This is a genomic window from Cryobacterium flavum (assembly GCF_900103805.1).
In the GTDB taxonomy this organism is placed as follows: Bacteria; Actinomycetota; Actinomycetes; order Actinomycetales; family Microbacteriaceae; genus Cryobacterium; species Cryobacterium flavum.
This window is the reverse complement of sequence record NZ_FNIB01000013.1, coordinates 1-21188: the sequence shown is the minus strand read 5'-3', so window position 1 is coordinate 21188 and position 21188 is coordinate 1. Positions and strand designations below refer to the sequence as shown.

The following is a 21188-nucleotide window of genomic DNA, read 5'->3' as shown; positions in this document are numbered from 1 at the left end:
GAGTGGAGCTGTCAAAGGCCAACCACTTCAGACCAGGAGGTCCTCGTGTCCCACGCTAATGCTGCTTTGACTCCGCGTCACCGTCTTCGGCTGGCGCGTCTGATCGTCGAGCAAGACTATTCGATCGTGTCCGCCGCCCGCATGTTCAACGTGTCGTGGCCGACCGCGAAGCGGTGGGCTGACCGCTATGCCACGATGGGCCCGGACGGGATGGACGATCGGTCCTCCCGCCCGCACCGTATGCCGGCCAAGACGCCGCAGGAGCAGGTCCGGAAAGTTGTGCACCTGCGTTGGAAGAAACGCCTCGGACCGGTCGCGATCGGCGCAAGGCTAGGCATGACCTCCTCCACCGTGCATGCGGTGTTGACGCGGTGTCATCTGAATAAGCTCCATCACGTTGACGTGCGCACCGGGGAAGTCGTCCGCCGCTACGAGCACGCCACGCCGGGGTCGTTGATCCACGTCGACGTCAAGAAACTGGCTCTCCTGACGTAACCGTGGGTTAAAGCCGGCCCGGGAGCACCGGTTTGTGCCCGCCGAGGCTGAGCATCGCGAGGGCGATGAGGGCGTCGGGTGATGTGAAGCCGAACGCGACGCGGGTCATGAGTCGGATCTTGGTATTCATGGATTCGACCCGGCCGTTGGAGAGCCCGTGCTCGATGGATACGAGGATCTGGGCGTGGTGTTTGACGATGCTTTTTTGGAGTTTCACGAACTCGGGGATCCGGCAGCGGCGAGCCCCGATCACCCATTTGTCGTGGGCTTCGGTCGCTTCTGCGAGGGGCAGCTTGAAGACGAGTCGGAGTCCTTTTTTTCAGGTAATACGCACGGCCGAGGCGTGGGTCGGTTTGCACGATCCAGGCGAGCTTCAGCTGCTGCTTTTCGGTGAAGTTTTCTGGGTTCTTCCAGAGCGCGTAACGACAGTTCTTGATGCCGGCATCACGAGCACTGTGGGGCGTGCCGGGGCGTCCTTGCAGGCCGACCAGCGGGCCGTTTCGGCTCGTCGGTGCGGGCGGCTTTCCGGGCGTCGTTCCATGCGGTGCGGCGTACTCCGTCGAGGGCGGCTGATGCCCACTTAACGACGTGAAATGGATCGGCGCAGCGGATAGCGTTCGGGCATTTCTTCTACGGTTCTTCGGACGAGTTCGTACGTGACCGACTCCGGCACATGTACTCCCGCCGCGTCGGCCCCGGAAACGCGAGCTTCCGATGGGCGGCGAAGTGGTGGGAATATCCGGAAGCTCTCGCCCGCATCGATGCCCTCTGGCGCGCCTGGGAACATCTCCGACTCGACGGCGCCACCAGGTCAAGCACCTGGTGGATCGAACACGCCGACCACCACATGCCAATCCTCATGGGCACAGAAGGACCGTTCGCGAAATCAGAAGACACGAACAAACCCGGTGATCCGCTGCCCTACACCGCACCGCCGGAAGGTTTCTCCCCGATGTGCGCGAGAACTGAACGACCGAGCCCTCAGCGGTCGGTTTCGTTCCATTACTGCTCTGACCCCGATCACAGAACGCCGCCAAAAAGCGCCGAAGTCCACACGTCTCCTACAACTGGACTGGGAGGTTGGCCTTCTCCGCAGAAGTCTCGAATCAAGGCGATGACTTCCTCAGGATGGTCAATGTTGGGCTCATGCCTCGTGTCGAGCTTCTCGACGCGAGCGCTCGGCACAACGGCCTTGATACGATCGACCCAGTCGGGTTCGAGCAACACATCGCGCACACCCGCCACAACCATAAGGGGCGTTTCGACGTTGGCCAGTTGCTGCGGCCATGGGTCGCTGATGGCTCGCTTCAGCACCTGTGGCATCGGCATGGCCGCCGATGCCACAGCCCTGAAATGGCCGGGTTGTGATGCCGAAACAAATCGGACATCAATCCACTCGTCGAAGCCATCGTTCTCTTTGTCGACCAGCAGCGCGACGACGCGCGCCAGATCGTCCCGACTGCCGTCCCAATGGGAAAGCTCCCTGGACGACAGCTCAGACTTCCACGGGCCGCCGCTTCCCGCAATACTGATTGCGGTTCGAATCCAATCTGTATCACCGGCGGCTAGCATCCGAAGTATCAGCGACCCACCGTAGGAATTGCCAACCACGTTAACAGGGCGATCGCCGAACATCTCGCAGGCAAATGCTCGCACGTGCGGACCACGGAAGTCATATGAAGAACGGTCAAAGAAGGTGACCTTGTCGGATTCACCAAAACCGAGCAGGTCGGGCGCCATGACATGGAACGACGTGGCGAGCTTATCGATCGCATTGCCCCACGTCACCTCGGCGCTGCCACCCCACGCGCCGTCGTGCAGCAGCAGCAGCGGCGGTAGGGAGGGATCACCCGCGCTCAGGTAGGCGGTGTTGAAGCCGCCTACCTGCACGAACTCACGAGCAACGCCCACGAATTATTCCGCCTTCCAGAGCAGTTCGTCGATCGGAACCTCGTCTTTGATCAGGCCGTACTCCAGCGACATGTCGATGATGTCTTGCACATCATCTTCGGCGAGTTCCGAACCGAACTTCGGGATTGCCATCTCGTCGCGAACAGCCGGGTCAAGTTCAAGGTACGTGTCAGTGATCGTGCGCACCTCGCCAGGGTTTTCCTCTGCGTAGTCAAGGGATTCGCCCATAGCTGCGGCAAATTTGGCCGCTACATCAGCACACTCCTCGGCGTATGCACCGCTGGTGAAGTAGGCACCGATCAACGTCTCACCGTCATCAGTGACGTCGAACAAGTGCGAGATCAGGCGTGCACCTGATTGCCTGCCGATCGTGGTGAAGGGCTCGAAGGTTGCGATCGCGTCGACCTCGCCCGCCGAGAGCGCAGCCGGCATGTCGCCGAGCTTCATCTCAACGACCTTGACCGCATCGGGGTCGCCGCCGTCCCGCGCTACGGCGTCACGTACCATGACCTCGGTGAGGCTTTCGACCGAGTTGACCGCAACGACCTTGCCTTCAAGGTCCGAGGCATCCCTGATGTCAGAACCCTCAGCGACCGAGAGACCACCCTGCTCAGAACCGGTGCCCGGCGACGAACTGCCGTGCGTCACCACCACGACATCAAGGGTCTTCTCACGGGCCACCAGCAACGAGCCGACGTTGCCGTATGCGAAGGTCAGAGCACCGTTAATCACGCTAGGCAGCAGCGCGGCGCCACCACCAGAGATGATCTCGGCCTCAACCGCGAGCCCGTGCCGTTCGAAGATGCCGTTCTCGATGCCGAGATAGAGCGGCGCAACGTCGACATAGGGCCCGACGCCCACAGTGACGTTCTCGGCGTCACACTTTGCGGAGCTGCCACCACCCGCGGAAGGTCCGGTCGCGGTTGCGGTTGCGCTGCAGCCAGCAAGCATCGTGGTGCTGGCAAGTCCGACGATAAGCGCTGCACTGAGCTTACGTTTCATCATTTTTCTCCTTGAGGTTGGTTCGCCATCGTGTACGGCGGTTAGATCTTGATTTCGTCGATCGCTTCGGGAGCGAAGAGTTCGGATTCATCCCAGAGCTTGTCTGCGAGGCCTTGCTCGTGGGAGTAACGAAGGAACGTCGACAGGGTCTTGTCATCGTCGTGCAATCCGTAGCGCCAGTAATCGTCGCCCATGACCTCTCGGGTCTTGGTGATGTCATCGAAGAGCCACGGGTGCACCGTGGGCAGCGCTGAAGTCTCTTGGTACCAGCGCTCGCTCACCGCCTTGGCCTCTTCGAAGGCGGTGAACAGTTCGCGCGCGATCCAGCGATTCTTTTCGTACACCTCGCGACGGATGGCCACGACGTGCATGATCGGGAAGATGCCGGTGCGCCCGTAGTAGTCCTCCTCGACGGCGCGATAGTCGGGGAAGAGGCGCCTGACATTCGGGTGCCCTTCAGTGAATGGCATCGGAGTTCGCGGCGTGTAGAGCGCGTCGATCTCACCGCTTACGAGCATTTCTGACAGTGTGCGATCGCTCGGAATCGGCATCGTCTCAACGCCGTCAGGGATGTTCGGCACGATCTTCTCTTGGCGGCCCGCGTCATGCAAACCGCCGGTGCGATACGTCGAACCCGCGATCTTGACGCCATACTCTTCCTCGAGGAATCCGCGAATCCACACCGCTGCGGTGACCTGCCACTCGGGGATACCGATGATTTTGCCAGCAAGGTCTTTCGGTTCGTTGATTCCCGAGTTGACGTTCACATAAATACCGCTGTGTCGGAACATCCGCGACGGAAAAACCGGGATAGCCACGAAAGGACGCCCCTGAGAGAGCGTCATAACATACGTCGACAGCGACATTTCGGCGACATCAAACTCGCGGTAGCGTGCCATGCGATAGAAGGTCTCTTCCACACGGTTCGTGAGGTAGTTCAGTTTAATGCCGCGCGGCGAAACCTCGCCCGTGCGCAGCGCCTCGGTGCGGTCGTAGTGTCCGCAGGCCAACGTCAACAGGGTAGAACTCATGACAGCACCGCCGCTGCGTAAGCATCGGACTCGGCAGCCACATCGGCCTTCGAAAACTCGAAGCCCTCATACCCGCTTTCTGCCACCTCATGAATGCGGCGATGGTAGCCAGGACCGTCGAGATGCACCATGAACTGGCGCGGCTTGCCGGGAATGTTTGAGCCCATGTACCACGACTCAGCCTTCGAGTACAGGCTACGGTCAGCGATTGCGGCGACCTCTTTACCCCAGGCGGGTTGCATCGCAGCCTGCGCCTCGACGGTGTCGAAACCGCCGTTTTTCGCATGCCTGATGATGCCCGCGATCCAGTCGCCCTGGAGTTCTGCACCGAGATGCATCGGGTACTTCACCGCCGGGGTCTGCGGACCGTGCATGATGAACATGTTCGGGAAGCCGCTGACCGCCAGCCCCAGGTAGCTCTGCACTCCCTTAGACCACACGTCACGCAGTCGCACGCCATCGCGACCACGAGGGTTTAGGCTCGTCAGCCCGCCGGTGATCGCATCGTACCCAGTCGCGAGAATCAATACGTCCAGCTCGTAGAACCCGTCGGAGGTCTCGACACCACTGTCGGTGATGCATACGATCGGTGCCTTCTTCACGTCAACGATCGAGACGTTGTCCCGATTGAAGGCCTCGTAGTAGCCCGTGCCTAGGATCAAACGCTTCGCACCGAAGATGTAGTACGGCAGCAGCTGCTCTGCAACATCAGGGTCGGTAATCGCCTCGCGAATCTTCTTGCGCACGAACTCGGCAACAAGCTCGTTCGCCTCGGGATCCGACATGTGGTCGCCGTAGCAGTCGCGAAGTGACATGCCTCCGGTGAGCCATGCTTGTTCGTAAACCGCGTTTCGCTCTTCTTGAGATGCTTCGACGGCCAACTCCTGCGCCTTCGGCAGTGGACGACCCGTTGCAACCGCTCGCTCGCGCAGCTCGGGCCAATTCTCTTTCGCAAGGGTTTTCAGCTCTTCAGCCAGCGGGCGGTTACGCGCCGGAAGCACGTATTGCGGGGTCCGCTGGAAGACCGTCAGAGCAGCTGCCGACTCGGCGATGATCGGAATGAGCTGCACCCCAGATGAGCCGGTGCCGATGATACCGACACGCTTGCCCGTAAAGTCCACATCGTGATCCTGCGGCCAATGGCCCGTGTGATAGACCTCTCCTCTGAACGAGGCGAGCCCGTCGAAGGCCGGCTTGTACGCGTCAGACAGCGTGCCGACGGCCGAGATGAGGTAGCGAGCACGAACCTCTTCACCTTTGCTCGTGGCTAAGACCCACAGGCCGGAGTCTTCCTCGTATGCGGCATCCGTAATACTCGTCGCCAACTGAATGTCGCGACGAAGGTCAAAGCGGTCTGCGACATGGTTCAGATACGAAAGGATAGCGGGCTGGTCAGGCTGCGTTTCGAGCCACTCCCACTCCGCCACGAGGTCTTCAGAAAAGGTGTAACAGTAGAACGGTGCGCCAGGCGAGTCAACGCGAGCGCCAGGATACCGGTTCCACCACCACGTGCCACCAACTCCATCAGCACGGTCGAAGACGCGCACCGCGTGGCCTTCTTCGCGCAGCTTGTGGAGCGCATACATGCCGGTGAGTCCGGCGCCGATGATGGCAACGTCGAGAATACCGTTGCTGGATGTATTCACATTGTCCTTCTTTCTCTTTAGGCGTACTGGCATTAGGCGGCGTCGCCCGGTCGACGACCGGCCTTCGCCTGCTGAACTCGCTCATAGACCTCAGCGCGAAGGCGGGCAAACTCGGGTTCGTTTCTCGTGGTGAGCTGGTCGCGCTCATCGGGAAGGTTTATGGCGATATCGTCAAGGATCTCGGTGGGGCGGTTCGAGAGGACGAGCACTCGCTGGCCCAGGTAGATCGACTCATCGATGTCGTGCGTCACGAACAACACGGTCAAGCCCAGTCGGTGCCAAAGGTTACGAACCAGGTCTTCGAGGTCGGCGCGTGTCTGTGCGTCGACGGCCGCGAAAGGCTCGTCCATGAGCAGAATGCGCGGCTCGTATGCCACGGCACGGGCAAGCGCCACACGCTGCTGCATACCGCCAGACAGCTGCCATGGGTAGCGCTTCGCAACGTCAGCGAGGCCAACGGCCTCAAGTGCCTTTGCAGTCTTCTCGGCGCGCGTCGCACGATCGACCCCCTGAGCCTTCAGCGGCAGGGCAACGTTCTGCGCGATCGTGAGCCACGGAAAGAGCGAGCGAGCGTATTCCTGAAAGACCACAGCCATGCCCTTCGGCGGCTCAACGATCTCTTCACCATCGAGCTTTGCACTGCCGCCCGAGGGTGTCAGCAGGCCAGCCAACGAACGCAGCAGCGTGGTCTTCCCGGCACCAGACGGGCCTACGATGCAGACCAGGTCACCCGCGTGAATGTCGAAGGTCAGCCTACGGATCGCCTCGATGGGGTCATTGCGGACCTCGTAGGTCTTGCGGAGCCCCCTCACTTGCAGCAGGACGTCTGGCGATTGGACGCTTACGGAATCGCTGATGGTCATTAGTTGCCTCCTCGTTGTGACTGGCGAAGTCCGAAGTACCACTTCAGTGAGATTGATTCGAAGAGCTTGAAGATGAGAGACAGCACGATGCCGAGAACGCCGAGTAGCAGAATGCCGCTCCACATCTCGGGCATCGCGTAACTCTTCTGGAATCGAATGATCGTGAAGCCGATGCCGTCTTGTGCGGCGAACATCTCAGAGATGACCATGAGGATGATCGCGACCGACAGTCCCTGGCGAGCACCCGTAACGATCTGCGGGCTCGCGCCGCGCAGGATCAGTGTGCTGAAGCGCATCATGGGAGTTAGTCGGTAGACACGCGCGGTGTCCCGCAGTACCTCGTCGATGGCGCGCACACCTTCGATAGTGTTCAGCAAGATCGGCCAGAGCGCACCGATGGCGATGACCACGACGCGCATCTCTGCGCCGATACCGAGAAACAGGATCAGGATCGGAATCATGACCGTCGGCGGAATCGCACGCAAGAACTCGAGCGCCGGCTCAGTAAATGCCCGCAATACCGGAGAACTGCCGAGTAGCGCTCCGAGCCCGATGCCGATCACGCCGGCAACGAGGTAGCCCCCCAGCAGCCGCCAAACAGACGGCAAGACCTCGGTCTCAATGGCCCCCGTGAACCAGGTCGGCTGGAACGCCGTGACAATCTGCTCGAGCGGGGGGAAGAAGAAGTTCTGCGAACCCGCAGAGGAAAACCACCACGTCACGATCAATACGATCGGCAACGCGACGACGGCGAGCACTTTTCGCACCTGCTTGCCGATTCCGGAGTCACGCTTCATACGTGCCGTACGAACCAACTCAGTGGCGCTCATTTCATGCCCTCCCGTCGCACAGAGGCGTGCCAGTGCAGGACCCGGCGCTCCATCATCCGAACAATCACGTTCACTGCGAGGCCCAAGAAACCCGTGACGAGCACAAGTGCGTACATGCTCGCGACGGCACCCGACTCCTGCGCAATCACGATCAACTTGCCGAGCCCAGGGGTGCCGATTATCAGCTCACCGGTAATGGCAAGAATGAGGGCAACAGATGCTGAAAGTCGGAAACCTGTGACCGCGTAGGGCAACACCGTCGGCACGACGACATTGATCAACGTGAACCCCTTCGGGAAGCGGTAACTGCGGGCTGTGTCACGGGCGACAGGGTCGACGTCTTGCGCCCCGTAAGAGACCTGAATAAGCATTTGCCACACAGCCGCGTAAATGATGAGCAGCAGCGTCGCATCACGCCCGGTGCCGTAGAGCAACACAGCAAGCGGGATGAACGCGACAGATGGGATCGGACGCAGGAACTCGATCGTTGACGCGGTGAACTCGCGCACCACCGGAATTCCACCGATCAACAATCCAGCCACTACACCGATCGCTACCGAAATGCCGAGGCCGATGCCCCACGTTGTCAGCGTGTTAAGCAGTGCTTCCCAAAATTGAGGTGTGGCTAGGCGGCTGACGAGAGCTGAGATGACCTCTGACAGCGGCGGCGTGTGCTTTGGGTCGACGGCGCCCGTAAGAGGCAAAACCTGCAGACACACGAGGAAAACGACAACGCCCGCGACGCCTGCCCACGCTCTCTGAACTGCGTTGAGCGGTGTCCAAAGGAACCACAACCAGCTCCGACGCGTTGCGACGTTGTTACTCAAGAACGACTCCCACCACCGTTGGTTGGACAACTTTTTAGCGACGTTACTACCTGTTGGTATTTACGTCAACATTTAGGTAAATAATTACATACATGGCCTGTTACACTCGGGTTAGTTCTCTCAATACATAGAAGGGGTTCCATGTCACTGCGGCACGCGCTGCTCGCCCTGTTGGACGTTGGCCCGATGACTGGCTACGACCTCGCGCGCATCTTCGGCGACACCATCGAACACGCCTGGCGAGCGAATCACTCGCAGATTTATCCGGGACTCCGCATCATGGAGACCGAAGGCCTCATCGTGGCGACAGCCGTCGAACGTGGCGTACACGCTACGAAGCGCGAGTACACGATCACCGATCGCGGTCGAGAAGAGCTCGCCCGTTGGGCTGAAGAGCCCTTCGCAATACCGGCGGAACGCTCAGTGGCTCACCTACACGCGATGTATCTGGAATACGCGTCATTTGACACGGCACGACGTCAGTTCAGAGAACACCGCGATCACTATGCGGCGAAGCGACTCGGATGGCTGCAGCATTCCGAGGCATTGCGCAACCGGGATACCAACCTGATGCGACTGCGCCTCGCGGCGAAGCCAGAATACGCGCACGACGCTATCGTCGCCTACAAGGTACACGTCTACGACGGTCTCATTGCGCGCGCCGACCTCGAAATTGAATGGGCAGTGAAGGGCCTCACGCTCGTAGAAGAACTCGCTGCCACGCAAGAGAATGCTGCCCTCGGGCCTGGGCCGTGTCCCCTAACCGTTTGAGCCAAAGTGTGATGGCTCTGAGAACAGCTCCGCCGCAGTAGGTGAAAGCGAGTTTTTCGTTTCAGGTGGCAACGCTTATCGACCGGAGCGAAGGTGATGGAGTCGCGGCGACCTGGTTCCAGGGAATGAACCCGCAGCTGGGCGACCAGTCGTCGGCTCGCGTTCTCCACAAGGACCGCACTGACGAGGCCATAGTTCGGGTCCTCGGCGCCGCTAAGGGCTTAGTCTGCGACGCGCCCAGCGTCGCTGACACCGCCCGAAAGTTACTATATAGCTGAGACAGTTTCATTACTGACATCATCGGCAGAGGCAAACACCAGTGCAGGCGACTGACCATACAGCCAGTCGTTGTACTGATAGTTGCCATCGCCACGGCTCTTGAACAACATGTTTCGCAGGACTCGGCCGGTTCCGGAAACGTGCCAGGATTCGCCCCAGATCCGTGCTGTGCGCTGCACCTGGGCGGTGCGCGGAAACCGCGCCGCGTTGAACGTCCGTAGAACCTCGTCCCAGGCCTCACTTGTGCGACCTAGGTCAGTGAACACGGTGCCCTTACTTAGGTCTTGCAGAACCGCAGCGTCTTCCAGTGCCTGACAGGCCCCCTGGGCCAAATACTGAAGCATGGGGTGGGCGGCGTCGCCAATGAGTACCATCCGCCCCGCTACCCAGTTGTCGATGGGTTCACGGTCATACATGGGCCAGCGCATGGACGTACCCAGGTTCTTCAGCGCGTTTCGAACCTCCGGAACGCAGTCCTTGTAGGCCTTTTCCAGCTCGTCTACGCCCCCGTATTGTTCTTCGCCGCGCTCGAATGATGGGGATTTGAAGACGGCCACGGTGTTGAGCAGTTCGCCCTTGCGCAGCGGATACTGCACCAGGTGGCAGTTCGGTCCAAGATAGACGATGACGTCCTCCAGGTCGTCTTGGGGAATGGCGTCGGTGATCGGGACTGTTCCGCGATAGGCGACGAAAGCCGACGGCACAGGTCCATCATCTGAAACTGCCGACCGTAGGGTCGACTTCAATCCGTCGGCACCGAGGATGACATCCGCCTGGTAGACATCACCGTTGTGGGCATACGCGCGGCCGCGGCCGTCGACCGTTTCAACCCGGTCAATCATCACGTCGTTGATTAGGGTCACGCCGGCTTTGTCGCAGGCGTTGAGAAGAATCCGGTGCAGGTCGCTTCGGTGAATCACGAGATAGGGCGCACCGTACCGTTCTTCGAACTCGCTTCCCAGCGTCTGCCGCGTGAGCTCTTCTCCGCTTAGGGCATCTCGGAACACCAGGTGTTTGGGCCGCACGCCAATCTCCAACGCCTGGTCCAGAAGACCCCAGCGTTTGAGGACTCGCGCGGCGTTGGGCGACATCTGGAGCCCGGCACCGACTTCACCGAACTCGGACGCCCTCTCTACCAGTGTGACGCTGGCACCGTTCTCTCGCATGGCTAGGGCGCCAGCCAGTCCGGCCATACCGCCGCCGATGACGAGGACGTCTGTGGATGTTGTGCGATCAGACATTGCTCACTCCTACTGCTTTCGAGGTTGTTGACTTCAAGTTGGGTCCGATGACGACGAGGAGCAGCGCCGCAAGGGCGGCGCCCCGGCAAAGGCCAGGAAGTTCGAGTTCACTCCCAGGCCAGCCGCCAGGAGCGGCCCGCCAGCCGGGGGAGCGGCGACGGCTCCGAGGCGTCCCCGCCCAGTGCCCAGCCCGCCGCCTACCACGTAGGTAGTTAGCCGTGTCTGCTATGACGACGGATTGCATGGGATCCGTCCTCCGATAGTCGCTGATTTCACGGTTTGACCACAATATAATTCTGATATGCAGAATTCATCGTTGCAGAAGAAACCGTCGTATTCCATCAACGCGGTGGACAACGCGCTTCAACTGGTGCAGCTGCTGCGCGACATAGGTGGCATCCGCCTCAAAGAGGCCGCCGCGGAGCTTAACGTGGCCCCGTCTACCGCCCATCGGCTGCTGGCCATGCTGATTTACCGGGGCTTTGCGGTCCAAGACGAATCCAAACGCTACCTGCCCGGCCCCGCCATGGGCGTTGGACCCGCGGAGATGAGCTGGACCATGCAGCTGCGTTCGTTGGCGCAGCCGCACCTGGAGCTGCTCTCCATCCGGTTGAACGAAACGGTCAACCTCATGATCCGGGTCGGCACCAAGGTGCGCTTTCTCAGCACTGTCGAGGGCTCCAATATCCTGCGCGTCGGTGACAGGCGGGGAACCGTTCTGCCGGCCCACCGGGCCTCCGGCGGTAAGGCTATGCTGGCCGAGTTGGATCCGGTCATGCTCATGCAGCTTTTCCGAAGCACTAGTGCCGATATCGGCGGTGACAGGATTCCCGACGCCGATTACCCCGGCTTCCTGAGTGAGCTGGACGCGGTACGTGCTAATGGCTTCGCGGCCAATTTCGAGGGCACTGAAGAAGGCGTCGACGCCCTCGGTGTCGCGCTTCACAGCGGAGCGGGTCAGGTGGTCGGGGCGCTCAGCGTAGCCACACCGGCGGCCCGTTTTCGTCGCCTCTTTGATGAGGGGCTGGTTCCCCTGGTACTGGAGACCCGGCGTCAGCTGGAGCAGGATATCGCGGCCAATGCCGCCGACGAGGCTTAAGCCCACCAGTAGTTTATTCTGCTTGTCAGAAATTACGTATGCCTGAAGCGAGCAGCACATAATGTTGTGCAGTAATCCGTTTCACAGCCGGGCGACGAGGAGGTCACCATGACACATATCGATTCCACCACGGAACAAAGTCAACTTGAGCAGCTCTATCGAGATTTCGATACCGAGAACCTGATCCCCCTGTGGACCGAGATCGCCGACCTTATGCCCATGGCTCCCAGCCCGAAAGCGATCCCGCACGTCTGGCGTTGGAGCACCCTGTATCCCTTGGCCGCGCGCGCAGGTGATCTCGTACCGGTTGGCCGCGGCGGGGAACGCCGTGCGATTGCCCTCGCCAATCCGGGCCTTGGCAACGTCCCCTATGCCACCCCCACCCTGTGGGCGGCCATCCAGTATCTGGGTGCTCATGAAACCGCACCAGAGCACCGCCACTCTCAAAACGCGTTTCGCTTCGTTGTCGAAGGTGAAGGCGTGTGGACCGTTGTGAATGGTGACCCGGTGGCCATGCGCCGGGGTGATTTTCTGTTGACGCCGGGCTGGAATTTTCACGGCCATCACAACGACACGGACAAGCCGATGGCCTGGATCGACGGCCTGGACATCCCATTTGTGCACTACGCCGATGCGGGGTTCTTTGAGTACGGCACGGAGCGGGTCACGGATGAAGCCACGCCGCACATCTCGCGCTCCGAACGGCTCTGGGCTCACCCCGGGCTTCGCCCGCTCTCCGGACTGCAGGACACCGTCAACTCCCCCATCGCCGCCTACCGCTGGGAGTACACGGATGCTGCGCTCCGCGAACAGCTTCTCCTCGAAGACGAGGGCCAACCGGCCACGGTCAGCCAGGGCCACGCGGCCGTACGCTACACGAACCCGACCACAGGCGGCGACGTCATGCCGACCATCCGCGCCGAGTTCCACCGCCTGCGTGCCGGTGTCACCACCGAGGCACTGCGCGAAGTCGGCTCCAGCGTCTGGCAGGTCTTTGAGGGCCGCGGCAGCGTCGTCCTCAACGGCGAAACTCAGATCGTGGAGAAGGGCGATCTCTTTGTTGTTCCCTCATGGGTCTCTTGGTCCCTGGCGGCCGAAACAGAATTTGACCTGTTCCGATTCAATGACGCCCCCATTTTCGAACGACTGCATTTCAACCGCACCTACATTGAAGGACCTAACGAGTGAGACTTCTTACACTTCGCACCGAAGGCGGCACCCGCGCGGTACGCCAGGACGGCGACACCCTGACCGAAATCGGTGACTTCACCGATGTTGGAAGCCTGCTTCACAACCCCGATTGGGCAGAGCTAGCGGCCAAGGCATCGGGCACCGTACATGCACTGGATGGTGCCGATCTGGCCCCGGTCGTGCCGAGCCCGGGAAAAATCATTTGCGTGGGCCACAATTACCGTAACCACATCAAAGAAATGGGCCGGGACATCCCCGAGTACCCGACACTCTTCGCAAAGTACCAAGAATCGCTGATTGGTCCGAACGACGACATCGCCCTGCCGCCGGAATCTTCCGCCGTGGACTGGGAAGCCGAATTGGCCATAATCATCGGCAAGACCGGCCGACGCATCACCGAGGCGAACGCTGCCGATCACATCGCCGGATACGCGGTGCTCAACGACATCAGCATGCGCGACTACCAGTTCCGGACGATTCAGTGGTTGCAGGGCAAGACCTGGGAAAAGAGCACGCCCTTTGGTCCCGCGCTGGTGACCGCGGACGAATTCACTGCCGGACCACTGATGACCGCCGCCGTTGACGGCGAAACCATGCAACAGACGCCCACCGGGGACCTCGTCTTCACGCCGGAAATCCTGGTGGCCTACATTTCGACGATCATTACGCTCAATCCGGGCGACGTAATCGCAACCGGAACGCCCGGCGGCGTCGGTCACGCCCGCGACCCGAAGCGCTACCTCCAGGAAGGCCAACTGCTAGTTACCCGGATAGAGGGGCTCGGCCAGCTGAACAACCGCGTAGTCGCCGAGGCCATTACGGAGAACTAATGGTTGCCCGCCACGACCTGACCACCAATCCGTTGCTGCAAACGCAACTACTCCAAGCACGCCGTGGAACCGCGTTCTTCGCCCGGAAACTCAACGAGCTTTCCGACGCCGCCCTCGACGACGCCTCGTTGCTGCCAGGGTGGAATCGCCGCCATATCCTCGCCCACGTTGGGTACAACGCCCGGGCCATTGCCCGCTTGGTGGAGTGGGCACATACCGAGGTTGAGACACCCATGTATGAATCCATGGATGCTCGTACCCACGAAATTTCCTACGGCGCCACCCTGAGCCCGATCGCGCTGCGCAATCTCTTCGACCACTCGGCCGTGCACCTGAGCGTGGAATGGCGCGACCTGCCACACGAAGCCTGGTCGCGCCAGGTCCGCACAATTCAGGGTCGGGAGGTGCCGGCGTCAGAAACCGTGTGGATGCGCAGCCGGGAGATCTGGCTTCACGCCGTTGATCTGGACAATGGGGCCTCTTTCCGGGACATCCCCACGGAGATCCTGGAGCGTCTGCTCGGAGACGTGACCGGGGCGTGGAAAACCCGCGGCGACGACAGAGATCTTGTGCTCCAGATCACCCAGGCGCAGCACGTGTCGCAGCTGGGAGATCTCGAGTCGACCACGCCCACCATCGTCTCCGGCACCCTAGCCGGAATCGCCGAATGGGCGACCGGCCGCGGCACTACGCGGATCAGCTCAAACAACGGCACAGTCCCGACCGCCCCCCGCTGGATCTAGTGACCCACGCCGGTAGTTCGTTGACGAAGAAGTCGCATGAGGAATCGCGGCCTTCGTTCCTCCGGTTCTTCCGGTTGACTACTTACCTACCCGGGCACTGAGGAATGCGAGGTTGCACGCGTGGCCGCACCCGTCAGTTTGGCGTGAGCCTTGTCTGTTTGCTCATCGGGTGGTCCACCTCCACAGCGCCCCGATAACCGCAGGCGAAAATGTCGACTGAACCGTCTGTAAGTCTTTCTTGTGGCTGGCCTGGGGCTGGCTGGCTAGATTGGTGCTGGTTCTACTGACCGGGCGTGACTCGTGAACCGTCTGACCCCCGCGGGGTGTCTTGCCAGGGATCTGTCCACTCGGTTAGGAGGGCCGGTGTCTTTCTGGCCCACTACGATGACTTGATTAGAAGCTTGCCCGACGTTCACGTCGTGGCCCCTTACAGGCATGTCTCGCAGTGATCTTCTCCCGGGCTGACGCCGGCAACGACGTCCACCCACCATCAGGAGGCACCGCATGTCCATCGTCGCAGATCACTACAGAACCGTCGTGGGAGTCGACACCCACGCAGCCACCCATACCTACGCCGTCGTTGAGTCACCCTCGGGGAAGCTGCTCGACCAAAAGACTTTCCCGACGACGCCAGCCGGGTTGTCGCGGGCAACCGTGTGGATCAGACGCCGAGCAGACGGCAACGCAGAGACAGTCTTGATCTCAGCCGAGGGCACGGGCTCCTACGGAGCTGTCATGGCACGACGCCTCACCGAGGCGGGCTATCGGGTCGTCGAGGCCCCGACGCCCTCCGCCAAACGTCTCCGCGGCAAGGGTAAAACCGACAGCCTCGATGCCATCACCGCTGCCCGTTCAACTCTGATCATGGACATCGAACGGCTCCGAGATCGTCGCGCCGGCGAAGTCCAGACAGCACTGAAGCTCCTGACAGTAGGCCGAGAGCAGATGAACGCAGACCGGCTCCGGACCCTCAACGCATTGACCGCACTGATTCGGGCCCACGACCTTGGCATCGACGCTCGCCATGCCCTCACGCCGGGACAGATCGTCACGATCTCCTCCTGGCGGCACCGGGACGAACCCCTCGGCTTGACCATCGCCCGAAGCGAAGCCGTCCGCTCGGCCAAACGGATCCTCACCCTCGACACCGACCTCAAAACCAACAGGCTGCAACTCACCAACCTCGTCGACGAACATTCCCCAGCCCTCATCGCGATGCCAGGTATCGGAGCCGTCACCGCAGCGATGATCATGACAGTGTGGTCCCACCCCGTCCGGATCAGATCCGAGGGTGCTCTGGCGCAAATCGCGGGCACCTGCCCGATCCCCGCGTCCTCAGGGAAAACGATCCGGCACCGCCTCAACCGCGGCGGCGACCGCCAGCTCAACAGAGCGATTAACACCATCGCACTCACCCGCATGCGCACCGACGCCGCCACCCGCGAATACGTCCTGAAACGCCTCGCGGAGGGACGCACGAAAAGAGAGATCATGCGCTGCCTCAAGCGCTACATCACGAGACAGATTTACCGCACCCTGGCTGCAGCAGCCTCATCGCCAACCGCTTGACAAACATAGAAGCATCCCTGATTTCCTGCCGCTTTCTTTCTGGTGAAAGGATTCGGTTATGCCCAAGAAATACCCAGATGAGGTTCGTGAGCGAGCGGTTCGTATGACGCTTGATCGTGTGAAGGATTACCCGTCGATGTGGGCCGCGTGCCGCGAACTGGCACCCAAGCTCAACGTCGGCCCGGAGGCGTTGCGTAAGTGGATCAGGCAGGCGCAATCTGACGCCGGAGAACGGACCGGCCCGACCAGCGAGGAGCTAAAGGAGATCAAGCGCCTCAAGCGTGAGAATCGTGACTTGTGGGAGACCAACGAGATCCTGAAAGCTGCAGCATCTTTCTTCGCGAGGGAGCTCGACCCTCGCAACCGTCCATAATCGCATTCATCGCTCGGATGAAGGCGAACGGCCATGGAGTCGAGCTGACGTGTGGCGTCCTGCGTGAGCAGGGCGTCGCGGTCACTTCACGGTCGTATCGTGCATGGAAGATTCGCGCTGCCGCCGTTCGGACCCGGAGCGACGCTGTCCTCTTGGATCGGCTCAAAGCGTTGAAGGCGCGGGACGTGCAGGGCCGGCAGCAGCCGGAGATTCTCTACGGCCGCCGGAAGATGACGGCCTGGCTGAGCCGGGGCGAGTTCGCCGGTGTGTCCAAGCACACCGTGGACCGGTTGATGCGGCTGGAAGGCATGAACGGCCTCGTTCGCGGCCGTAAGCCACGCAGCTCCGTCTCGACCGGGAAGGATTCGGCGCGCGCACCTGACCTACTCAAACGCAATTTCAGCGCGCCCCACCCGAACCACAGCTGGGTGACGGACTTCACGTATGTGCCGACGTGGGGCGGGTTCGTCTATGTAGCCTTCGCGATCGACTTGTATTCTCGAGCGATCGTCGGCTGGCATGCATCCACGGTCAAGGACACCCTGTTCGTTGAGGTGTGTTTGAACATGGCGCTCTGGCGCCGAGACAACGCCGGACACACCGTCCAGCCCGGCCTCATCCACCATTCCGATGCCGGCTCGCAAGGCGCATTCAACTGGTCGTCGCAACACTCCGATCATGGAGGTATTCGATGGGACGTCCCGCAGGTTGGATGAAGGAGTTAACGGGTAGGTCCCCGATGAAGTCGCCGGGGGCGCCGTCGCATCGGCGGGAGATTGAGCGAGCGTTCTGGGTCGAGATCGCGCGCGGGCTCTCGAGCGAGAATGCGGCAACGGCTGTTGGCGTGTCGCAGGCAGTCGGTGCCCGCTGGTTCCGACATCGTGGTGGTATGTCTCCCTTCACGCTCGCCCCTCTGGCTGGTCGCTATCTTTGGTTTGCTGAGCGTGAGGAAATCGCGTTGTTGCGGGTTCAGGGCACGAGTGTGCGTGGCGTTGCCCGGTCGATGGGCCAGTCGATGGGCCGGTCGGCGTCGACGATATCGCGCGAGTTGCGCCGCAACGCTGCCACCCGCGGGGGAAAGCTAGAATATCGGGCTTCTGTTGCGCAGTGGAAGTCGGACCTTGTGGCACAACGCCCGAAAACGGTGAAGCTTCTGGCCAATGACCGGCTGCGCGATTACGTCCAGGACCGCCTCTCGGGGGCAGTCAAAGACGCCAACGGTGTCCCCATCTCCGGACCGACGACACAAATGTGGAAGGGGCACAACAAGCCCCACCGCCAAGACCGACGCTGGGCGACGGTGTGGAGCCCGGAACAGATCGCTGGTCGCCTCCGCATCGACTATCCCCACGATCTGTCGATGCGGATCTCCCACGAGGCGATCTACCAGGCACTGTATGTCCAATCCCGGGGCGCACTCACCCGCGATCTCGTCACCAATCTGCGAACAGGGCGGTCGTTGCGGGTCCCGCGCTCCCGGGCGCGGCACCGGCCGGGCGGCCACGTCACCACCGACGTGATGATCGACAAACGGCCGGAGGAAGTCGCTGCACGAGAGGTCCCTGGGCATTGGGAGGGTGACCTCATTATCGGAACGGATGGGTCGGCGATCGGCACTCTCGTGGAACGCACGACCAAAGTCACAATGCTCATCCACCTGCCAGCGATGGAAGGTTACGGGGTGCAGCCGCGGATCAAGAATGGCCCAGCGTTGGCTGGGCATGGGGCCGAGGCCACGAGGAAGGCTCTGGTGATCCAGATGGGTGCTCTGCCGTCGGCGATGCGCAAATCATTGACCTGGGATCGAGGCAAGGAACTGGCCCAGCACGTGGAATTCACCAACGCGACCGGGATTGCCGTCTATTTCGCTGACGCCCACAGCCCGTGGCAACGACCATTGAATGAAAACACGAACGGACTGCTGCGCCAGTATTTCCCCAAAGGCACCGACCTCGCACGATGGGGCGCTAATGAACTCGACGCCGTTGCTCTAACGCTCAACAACCGACCACGCAAAATCCTTGGCTGGAGAACCCCCGCCGAGATGTGGGCAGAGCACCTACTATTGACCGAACAGGCCGGTGTTGCGACGACCAGTTGAATGCGCCGTCGACCGGCCCAACCGGTCAAGCGTCGTGACGACCAGTGTGTCCCCCGCTTCCAGAGCATCCAGCGCTGCATCGAATCTCGGTCGCTGTGCCCGCCCGCCACTGACACCGTGGTCAAGGTAGACGTCATCGCGGCGAACACCCGCAGCGAGTAAGTCGCTGAGTTGCCGATCCGTTGCCGGGCTCTTGGTGGAGACCCTCGCGTACCCAATTAGCTTTGCCAATGACGCCTCCTAATGTCTCGCAACCGTCCTTACCTACGTGAATCCTATCCACGAGTAAAAACACACGTCGCGAGACACGCTGCCTCGTCTGCTGCCTTCAAGTAACTATGACCTCATCCCCGTCCACATAAGGGATGCAGCTCTTGTCGCGCTGCACAATCGCGCATCATCGATCTGTCTCGCCGCGATGTCCCGCAGCCCACGGGCGGTTTCAAACGGTGGAAGCAACAGGGGCTAATTCCTTCTTCGAGACTAGCTCGCTGAGCAGGTCGGCTGGGGTGCTGCGTTTGAGGATTCTGCGGGGCCGATCGTTGAGTTCAGTAGCGACTTCGAGGAGGCGCTGAGCGCTGTGGGCGTTCAGATCGGTTCCTTTCGGGAAGTACTGGCGCAGGAGGCCGTTGGTGTTCTCGTTCGAGCCGCGCTGCCAGGGCGAGGCAGGATCACAGAAGAAGATCGGAACGCCGGTGGCCTTGGTGATGTCCACGTGCCGGGCCAGCTCGGTTCCCTGATCCCACGTCAATGAGCGCCGTAGCAGCACGGGCAAAGCGTCCAGGGCGCCGATGAGTCCGTCATGGAGTGCAGCTGAGCTGTGGCCATTGGGCAGATGCACCAGGACGACGAACCGAGTCGTGCGTTCAACGAGAGTCGCGATCGCCGATCCTGATGCGGATCCGACGATCAGATCGCCTTCCTTACGTTGTTGTGGTGGGTGATTTCGGGACTGTCGTAGTGTGTCGATCACCCTCGGGTGGCGGGTATGGCTGAGATCGCCTTGCCGCATAAACGGCTCACTGGGAATGGCCGCCCGCTGCCCGCAGATGACTCGACCGCTGATTGAGAATTGCGACATTGATCGCTGGGTAAGGACGTGCCGGCGTGGTTATCGACAGGGAAACTGCTATCAACGAGACGGAAGGAACATTCAGATGCCAGCAGTATGGGCGGGAATCGATTCAGGAAAGCGGGCGCATCACTGCGTCGTGATCGACCAGGCCGGGGAGATGCTTCTCTCCCAACGGATAGATAACGACGAGACCGTGCTGCTCGAAATCATCGCCACGGTCACCGAGATTGCCGATGGGCACGAGGTCGTATGGGCGACGGATCTGAACTCAGGCGGCGCAGCTCTCCTGATTTCCCTGCTGGTCGATCACGGCCAGCAGCTGCTCTATATCCCGGGCAGAATCATTCACCATGCGGCTGCGACCTACCGCGGTGAGGGCAAGACTGACGCGAAAGATGCCCGAATCATCGCCGATCAGGCACGGATGCGCACCGACCTCCAACCCGTTCGCGATAGTGATCAGATCAGCGTCGACCTGAAACTCCTGACCGCTCGACGCCTGGACATCATCCACGACAGGGTGCGCGCAATCAATCGGCTCCGCGCGACCATGCTGGAGTACTTCCCCGCGCTGGAGCGCGCGTTCGACTACTCCAAAAGCAAAGCCGCTCTCACCCTCTTATCGACCTACCAGACGCCCGGAGCGCTTCGCCGGATGGGAGTAACGCGTCTGGCGGCATGGTTGAAAGCCCGCGGCTGCCGCAACAGCGCCACCGTCGCCCAGAAAGCAATCGACGCCGCGCGTGAGCAAGAAACGACGTTGCGCACCGAGATTGTCGCCGCCACCCTCGTGTCGCGCCTGGCCGCCGTAATCACCGCAATCGACGCAGACCTCGTCGACCTCGACAAAACCATCACCGCCCGATTCAACGAGCACGAGAACGCTGAGATCTTGGAAAGCATGCCAGGATTCGGGCCTATCCTCGCCGCCACGTTCCTTGCCAGCACTGGAGGCGACCTGCGCAGCTTCGAAAGCCCGGACCGGCTTGCAAGCGTTGCCGGCGTCGCACCAGCTCCCAGAGACTCCGGCCGCATCAGCGGCAACCACCACCGACCCCGCCGATTCAACCGACGGCTGTTACGAACTTGCTATCTCGCAGCACTATCAAGCTTGAAGAACAGCCCCGCCTCCAGGGCTTACTACGACCGAAAGCGCCGCGAAGGGAAAAACCACAAACAGGCGCTGCTCGCTCTCGCCCGGCGACGCATCAACGTCCTCTGGGCAATGCTCCGCGACCACACCCTCTACCAGGAACCAGCCGAGATCCCGATGCTCAAAACCGCTTGACAAAGACATTGAGATTCCCAATG

19 protein-coding genes and 4 pseudogenes are annotated in these 21188 nt (G+C 61.2%); 12 read left to right on the top strand and 11 right to left on the bottom strand.

Going from position 1 to position 21188, the window contains the following annotated elements:
- Window positions 1-45 precede the first annotated feature (45 nt).
- Window positions 46-477, top strand: a pseudogene (locus BLS91_RS15965) (helix-turn-helix domain-containing protein); the annotation flags it as partial.
- Between the two features lie 25 nt (window positions 478-502).
- Here the strand turns inward: BLS91_RS15965 and BLS91_RS20780 are convergent.
- A pseudogene (locus BLS91_RS20780) lies at window positions 503-1125 on the bottom strand (ISL3 family transposase); the annotation flags it as partial.
- On the opposite strand from BLS91_RS20780, the pseudogene BLS91_RS21205 reads away from it, so the two are divergent.
- Window positions 1106-1384: pseudogene (locus tag BLS91_RS21205) on the top strand (DUF4913 domain-containing protein); the annotation flags it as partial. The pseudogenes BLS91_RS20780 and BLS91_RS21205 overlap by 20 nt on opposite strands.
- Window positions 1385-1515: 131 nt before the next feature.
- Here BLS91_RS21205 and BLS91_RS15950 read toward each other — a convergent pair.
- From BLS91_RS15950 to BLS91_RS15920, 7 genes are read right to left on the bottom strand one after another with little or no spacing between them, the layout of a single operon-like run.
- Complete coding sequence (locus BLS91_RS15950; RefSeq protein ID WP_092341752.1) at window positions 1516-2406, bottom strand: alpha/beta fold hydrolase; 891 nt, start codon at window positions 2404-2406, stop codon at window positions 1516-1518.
- Window positions 2407-2409: 3 nt separating this feature from the next.
- A complete protein-coding gene (locus BLS91_RS15945) occupies window positions 2410-3411 on the bottom strand; it encodes an ABC transporter substrate-binding protein (protein WP_092341751.1) in 1002 nt (333 codons plus the stop codon).
- A 38-nt stretch (window positions 3412-3449) separates the two neighbouring features.
- A complete protein-coding gene (locus BLS91_RS15940) occupies window positions 3450-4439 on the bottom strand; it encodes a substrate-binding domain-containing protein (protein WP_092341750.1) in 990 nt (329 codons plus the stop codon).
- Window positions 4436-6085, bottom strand: a complete 1650-nt coding sequence (locus tag BLS91_RS15935; RefSeq protein ID WP_198412746.1) for a flavin-containing monooxygenase — start codon at window positions 6083-6085, stop codon at window positions 4436-4438. The genes BLS91_RS15940 and BLS91_RS15935 overlap by 4 nt, the downstream gene beginning before the upstream one ends.
- Window positions 6086-6117: 32 nt before the next feature.
- Window positions 6118-6948 (bottom strand): ABC transporter ATP-binding protein, encoded by an 831-nt coding sequence (locus BLS91_RS15930; RefSeq protein WP_092341748.1) that lies wholly within the window; start codon window positions 6946-6948, stop codon window positions 6118-6120.
- Window positions 6948-7778, bottom strand: a complete 831-nt coding sequence (locus BLS91_RS15925) for an ABC transporter permease (RefSeq protein WP_241983056.1) — start codon at window positions 7776-7778, stop codon at window positions 6948-6950. The genes BLS91_RS15930 and BLS91_RS15925 overlap by 1 nt, the downstream gene beginning before the upstream one ends.
- Window positions 7775-8605: an ABC transporter permease gene (locus tag BLS91_RS15920; protein WP_241983055.1), complete on the bottom strand. Its 831-nt coding sequence runs from the start codon at window positions 8603-8605 to the stop codon at window positions 7775-7777. Before BLS91_RS15920 ends, BLS91_RS15925 begins: the two co-directional genes overlap by 4 nt.
- Window positions 8606-8746: 141 nt before the next feature.
- Between BLS91_RS15920 and BLS91_RS15915 the strand changes: the two genes are divergently transcribed.
- Window positions 8747-9376 (top strand): PadR family transcriptional regulator, encoded by a 630-nt coding sequence (locus BLS91_RS15915; protein ID WP_092341745.1) that lies wholly within the window; start codon window positions 8747-8749, stop codon window positions 9374-9376.
- 266 nt (window positions 9377-9642) lie between these two features.
- Here the strand turns inward: BLS91_RS15915 and BLS91_RS15905 are convergent, their stop codons facing one another.
- A complete protein-coding gene (locus tag BLS91_RS15905; protein ID WP_092341743.1) occupies window positions 9643-10896 on the bottom strand; it encodes an FAD-dependent monooxygenase in 1254 nt (417 codons plus the stop codon).
- 301 nt (window positions 10897-11197) lie between these two features.
- Here BLS91_RS15905 and BLS91_RS15895 point away from each other — a divergent pair, with 301 nt between their 5' ends.
- From BLS91_RS15895 to BLS91_RS15860, 8 genes are all read left to right on the top strand, one after another.
- On the top strand, window positions 11198-11995 hold the full coding sequence (locus tag BLS91_RS15895) for an IclR family transcriptional regulator (RefSeq protein ID WP_092341742.1): 798 nt from the start codon (window positions 11198-11200) through the stop codon (window positions 11993-11995).
- A 108-nt stretch (window positions 11996-12103) separates the two neighbouring features.
- Window positions 12104-13183 carry a cupin domain-containing protein gene (locus BLS91_RS15890; RefSeq protein ID WP_092341741.1) on the top strand — a complete coding sequence of 360 codons (1080 nt, stop codon included), beginning with the start codon at window positions 12104-12106 and terminating at the stop codon, window positions 13181-13183.
- Window positions 13180-14016, top strand: a complete 837-nt coding sequence (locus BLS91_RS15885; RefSeq protein ID WP_092341740.1) for a fumarylacetoacetate hydrolase family protein — start codon at window positions 13180-13182, stop codon at window positions 14014-14016. The genes BLS91_RS15890 and BLS91_RS15885 overlap by 4 nt, the downstream gene beginning before the upstream one ends.
- Entirely contained in the window at window positions 14016-14759 is a 744-nt protein-coding gene (locus BLS91_RS15880) for a maleylpyruvate isomerase family mycothiol-dependent enzyme (protein WP_092341739.1), read from the top strand. The genes BLS91_RS15885 and BLS91_RS15880 overlap by 1 nt, the downstream gene beginning before the upstream one ends.
- Before the next feature lie 504 nt (window positions 14760-15263).
- Window positions 15264-16328 carry an IS110 family RNA-guided transposase gene (locus BLS91_RS15875; RefSeq protein WP_092341738.1) on the top strand — a complete coding sequence of 355 codons (1065 nt, stop codon included), beginning with the start codon at window positions 15264-15266 and terminating at the stop codon, window positions 16326-16328.
- 58 nt (window positions 16329-16386) lie between these two features.
- Entirely contained in the window at window positions 16387-16701 is a 315-nt protein-coding gene (locus tag BLS91_RS15870) for a transposase (RefSeq protein WP_092341737.1), read from the top strand.
- Window positions 16702-16718: 17 nt separating this feature from the next.
- Window positions 16719-17417 (top strand): DDE-type integrase/transposase/recombinase, encoded by a 699-nt coding sequence (locus BLS91_RS15865; protein ID WP_092341736.1) that lies wholly within the window; start codon window positions 16719-16721, stop codon window positions 17415-17417.
- Window positions 17414-18802 carry an IS30 family transposase gene (locus tag BLS91_RS15860; protein ID WP_167552442.1) on the top strand — a complete coding sequence of 463 codons (1389 nt, stop codon included), beginning with the start codon at window positions 17414-17416 and terminating at the stop codon, window positions 18800-18802. The genes BLS91_RS15865 and BLS91_RS15860 overlap by 4 nt, the downstream gene beginning before the upstream one ends.
- Window positions 18803-18808: 6 nt before the next feature.
- On the opposite strand, the pseudogene BLS91_RS15855 reads toward BLS91_RS15860, so the two are convergent.
- Together BLS91_RS15855 and BLS91_RS15850 are read right to left on the bottom strand one after the other, a co-directional pair.
- Window positions 18809-19033, bottom strand: a pseudogene (locus BLS91_RS15855) (recombinase family protein); the annotation flags it as partial.
- 211 nt (window positions 19034-19244) lie between these two features.
- Window positions 19245-19814, bottom strand: a complete 570-nt coding sequence (locus BLS91_RS15850) for an IS30 family transposase (RefSeq protein WP_476728483.1) — start codon at window positions 19812-19814, stop codon at window positions 19245-19247.
- Window positions 19815-19959: 145 nt separating this feature from the next.
- On the opposite strand from BLS91_RS15850, the gene BLS91_RS15845 reads away from it, so the two are divergent.
- The gene (locus BLS91_RS15845) at window positions 19960-21165 is read left to right on the top strand and encodes an IS110 family RNA-guided transposase (protein WP_092341732.1); all 1206 of its coding nucleotides are present in this window, start codon (window positions 19960-19962) and stop codon (window positions 21163-21165) included.
- Window positions 21166-21188: the final 23 nt, after the last annotated feature.

What these genes read in the sequence shown, in the direction of transcription:
- BLS91_RS15915 (WP_092341745.1), top strand. Translation starts at nt 8,747, where the DNA reads ATGTCACTGCGGCACGCGCTGCTCGCCCTGTTGGACGTTGGCCCGATG.
- BLS91_RS15880 (WP_092341739.1), top strand. Translation starts at nt 14,016, where the DNA reads ATGGTTGCCCGCCACGACCTGACCACCAATCCGTTGCTGCAAACGCAA.
- BLS91_RS15945 (WP_092341751.1), bottom strand. Translation starts at nt 3,411, where the DNA reads ATGATGAAACGTAAGCTCAGTGCAGCGCTTATCGTCGGACTTGCCAGC.
- BLS91_RS15870 (WP_092341737.1), top strand. Translation starts at nt 16,387, where the DNA reads ATGCCCAAGAAATACCCAGATGAGGTTCGTGAGCGAGCGGTTCGTATG.
- BLS91_RS15925 (WP_241983056.1), bottom strand. Translation starts at nt 7,778, where the DNA reads ATGAGCGCCACTGAGTTGGTTCGTACGGCACGTATGAAGCGTGACTCC.
- BLS91_RS15940 (WP_092341750.1), bottom strand. Translation starts at nt 4,439, where the DNA reads ATGAGTTCTACCCTGTTGACGTTGGCCTGCGGACACTACGACCGCACC.
- BLS91_RS15860 (WP_167552442.1), top strand. Translation starts at nt 17,414, where the DNA reads ATGAAGGAGTTAACGGGTAGGTCCCCGATGAAGTCGCCGGGGGCGCCG.
- BLS91_RS15845 (WP_092341732.1), top strand. Translation starts at nt 19,960, where the DNA reads ATGCCAGCAGTATGGGCGGGAATCGATTCAGGAAAGCGGGCGCATCAC.
- BLS91_RS15890 (WP_092341741.1), top strand. Translation starts at nt 12,104, where the DNA reads ATGACACATATCGATTCCACCACGGAACAAAGTCAACTTGAGCAGCTC.
- BLS91_RS15850 (WP_476728483.1), bottom strand. Translation starts at nt 19,814, where the DNA reads ATGCGGCAAGGCGATCTCAGCCATACCCGCCACCCGAGGGTGATCGAC.
- BLS91_RS15895 (WP_092341742.1), top strand. Translation starts at nt 11,198, where the DNA reads ATGCAGAATTCATCGTTGCAGAAGAAACCGTCGTATTCCATCAACGCG.
- BLS91_RS15865 (WP_092341736.1), top strand. Translation starts at nt 16,719, where the DNA reads ATGAAGGCGAACGGCCATGGAGTCGAGCTGACGTGTGGCGTCCTGCGT.
- BLS91_RS15930 (WP_092341748.1), bottom strand. Translation starts at nt 6,948, where the DNA reads ATGACCATCAGCGATTCCGTAAGCGTCCAATCGCCAGACGTCCTGCTG.
- BLS91_RS15875 (WP_092341738.1), top strand. Translation starts at nt 15,264, where the DNA reads ATGTCCATCGTCGCAGATCACTACAGAACCGTCGTGGGAGTCGACACC.
- BLS91_RS15905 (WP_092341743.1), bottom strand. Translation starts at nt 10,896, where the DNA reads ATGTCTGATCGCACAACATCCACAGACGTCCTCGTCATCGGCGGCGGT.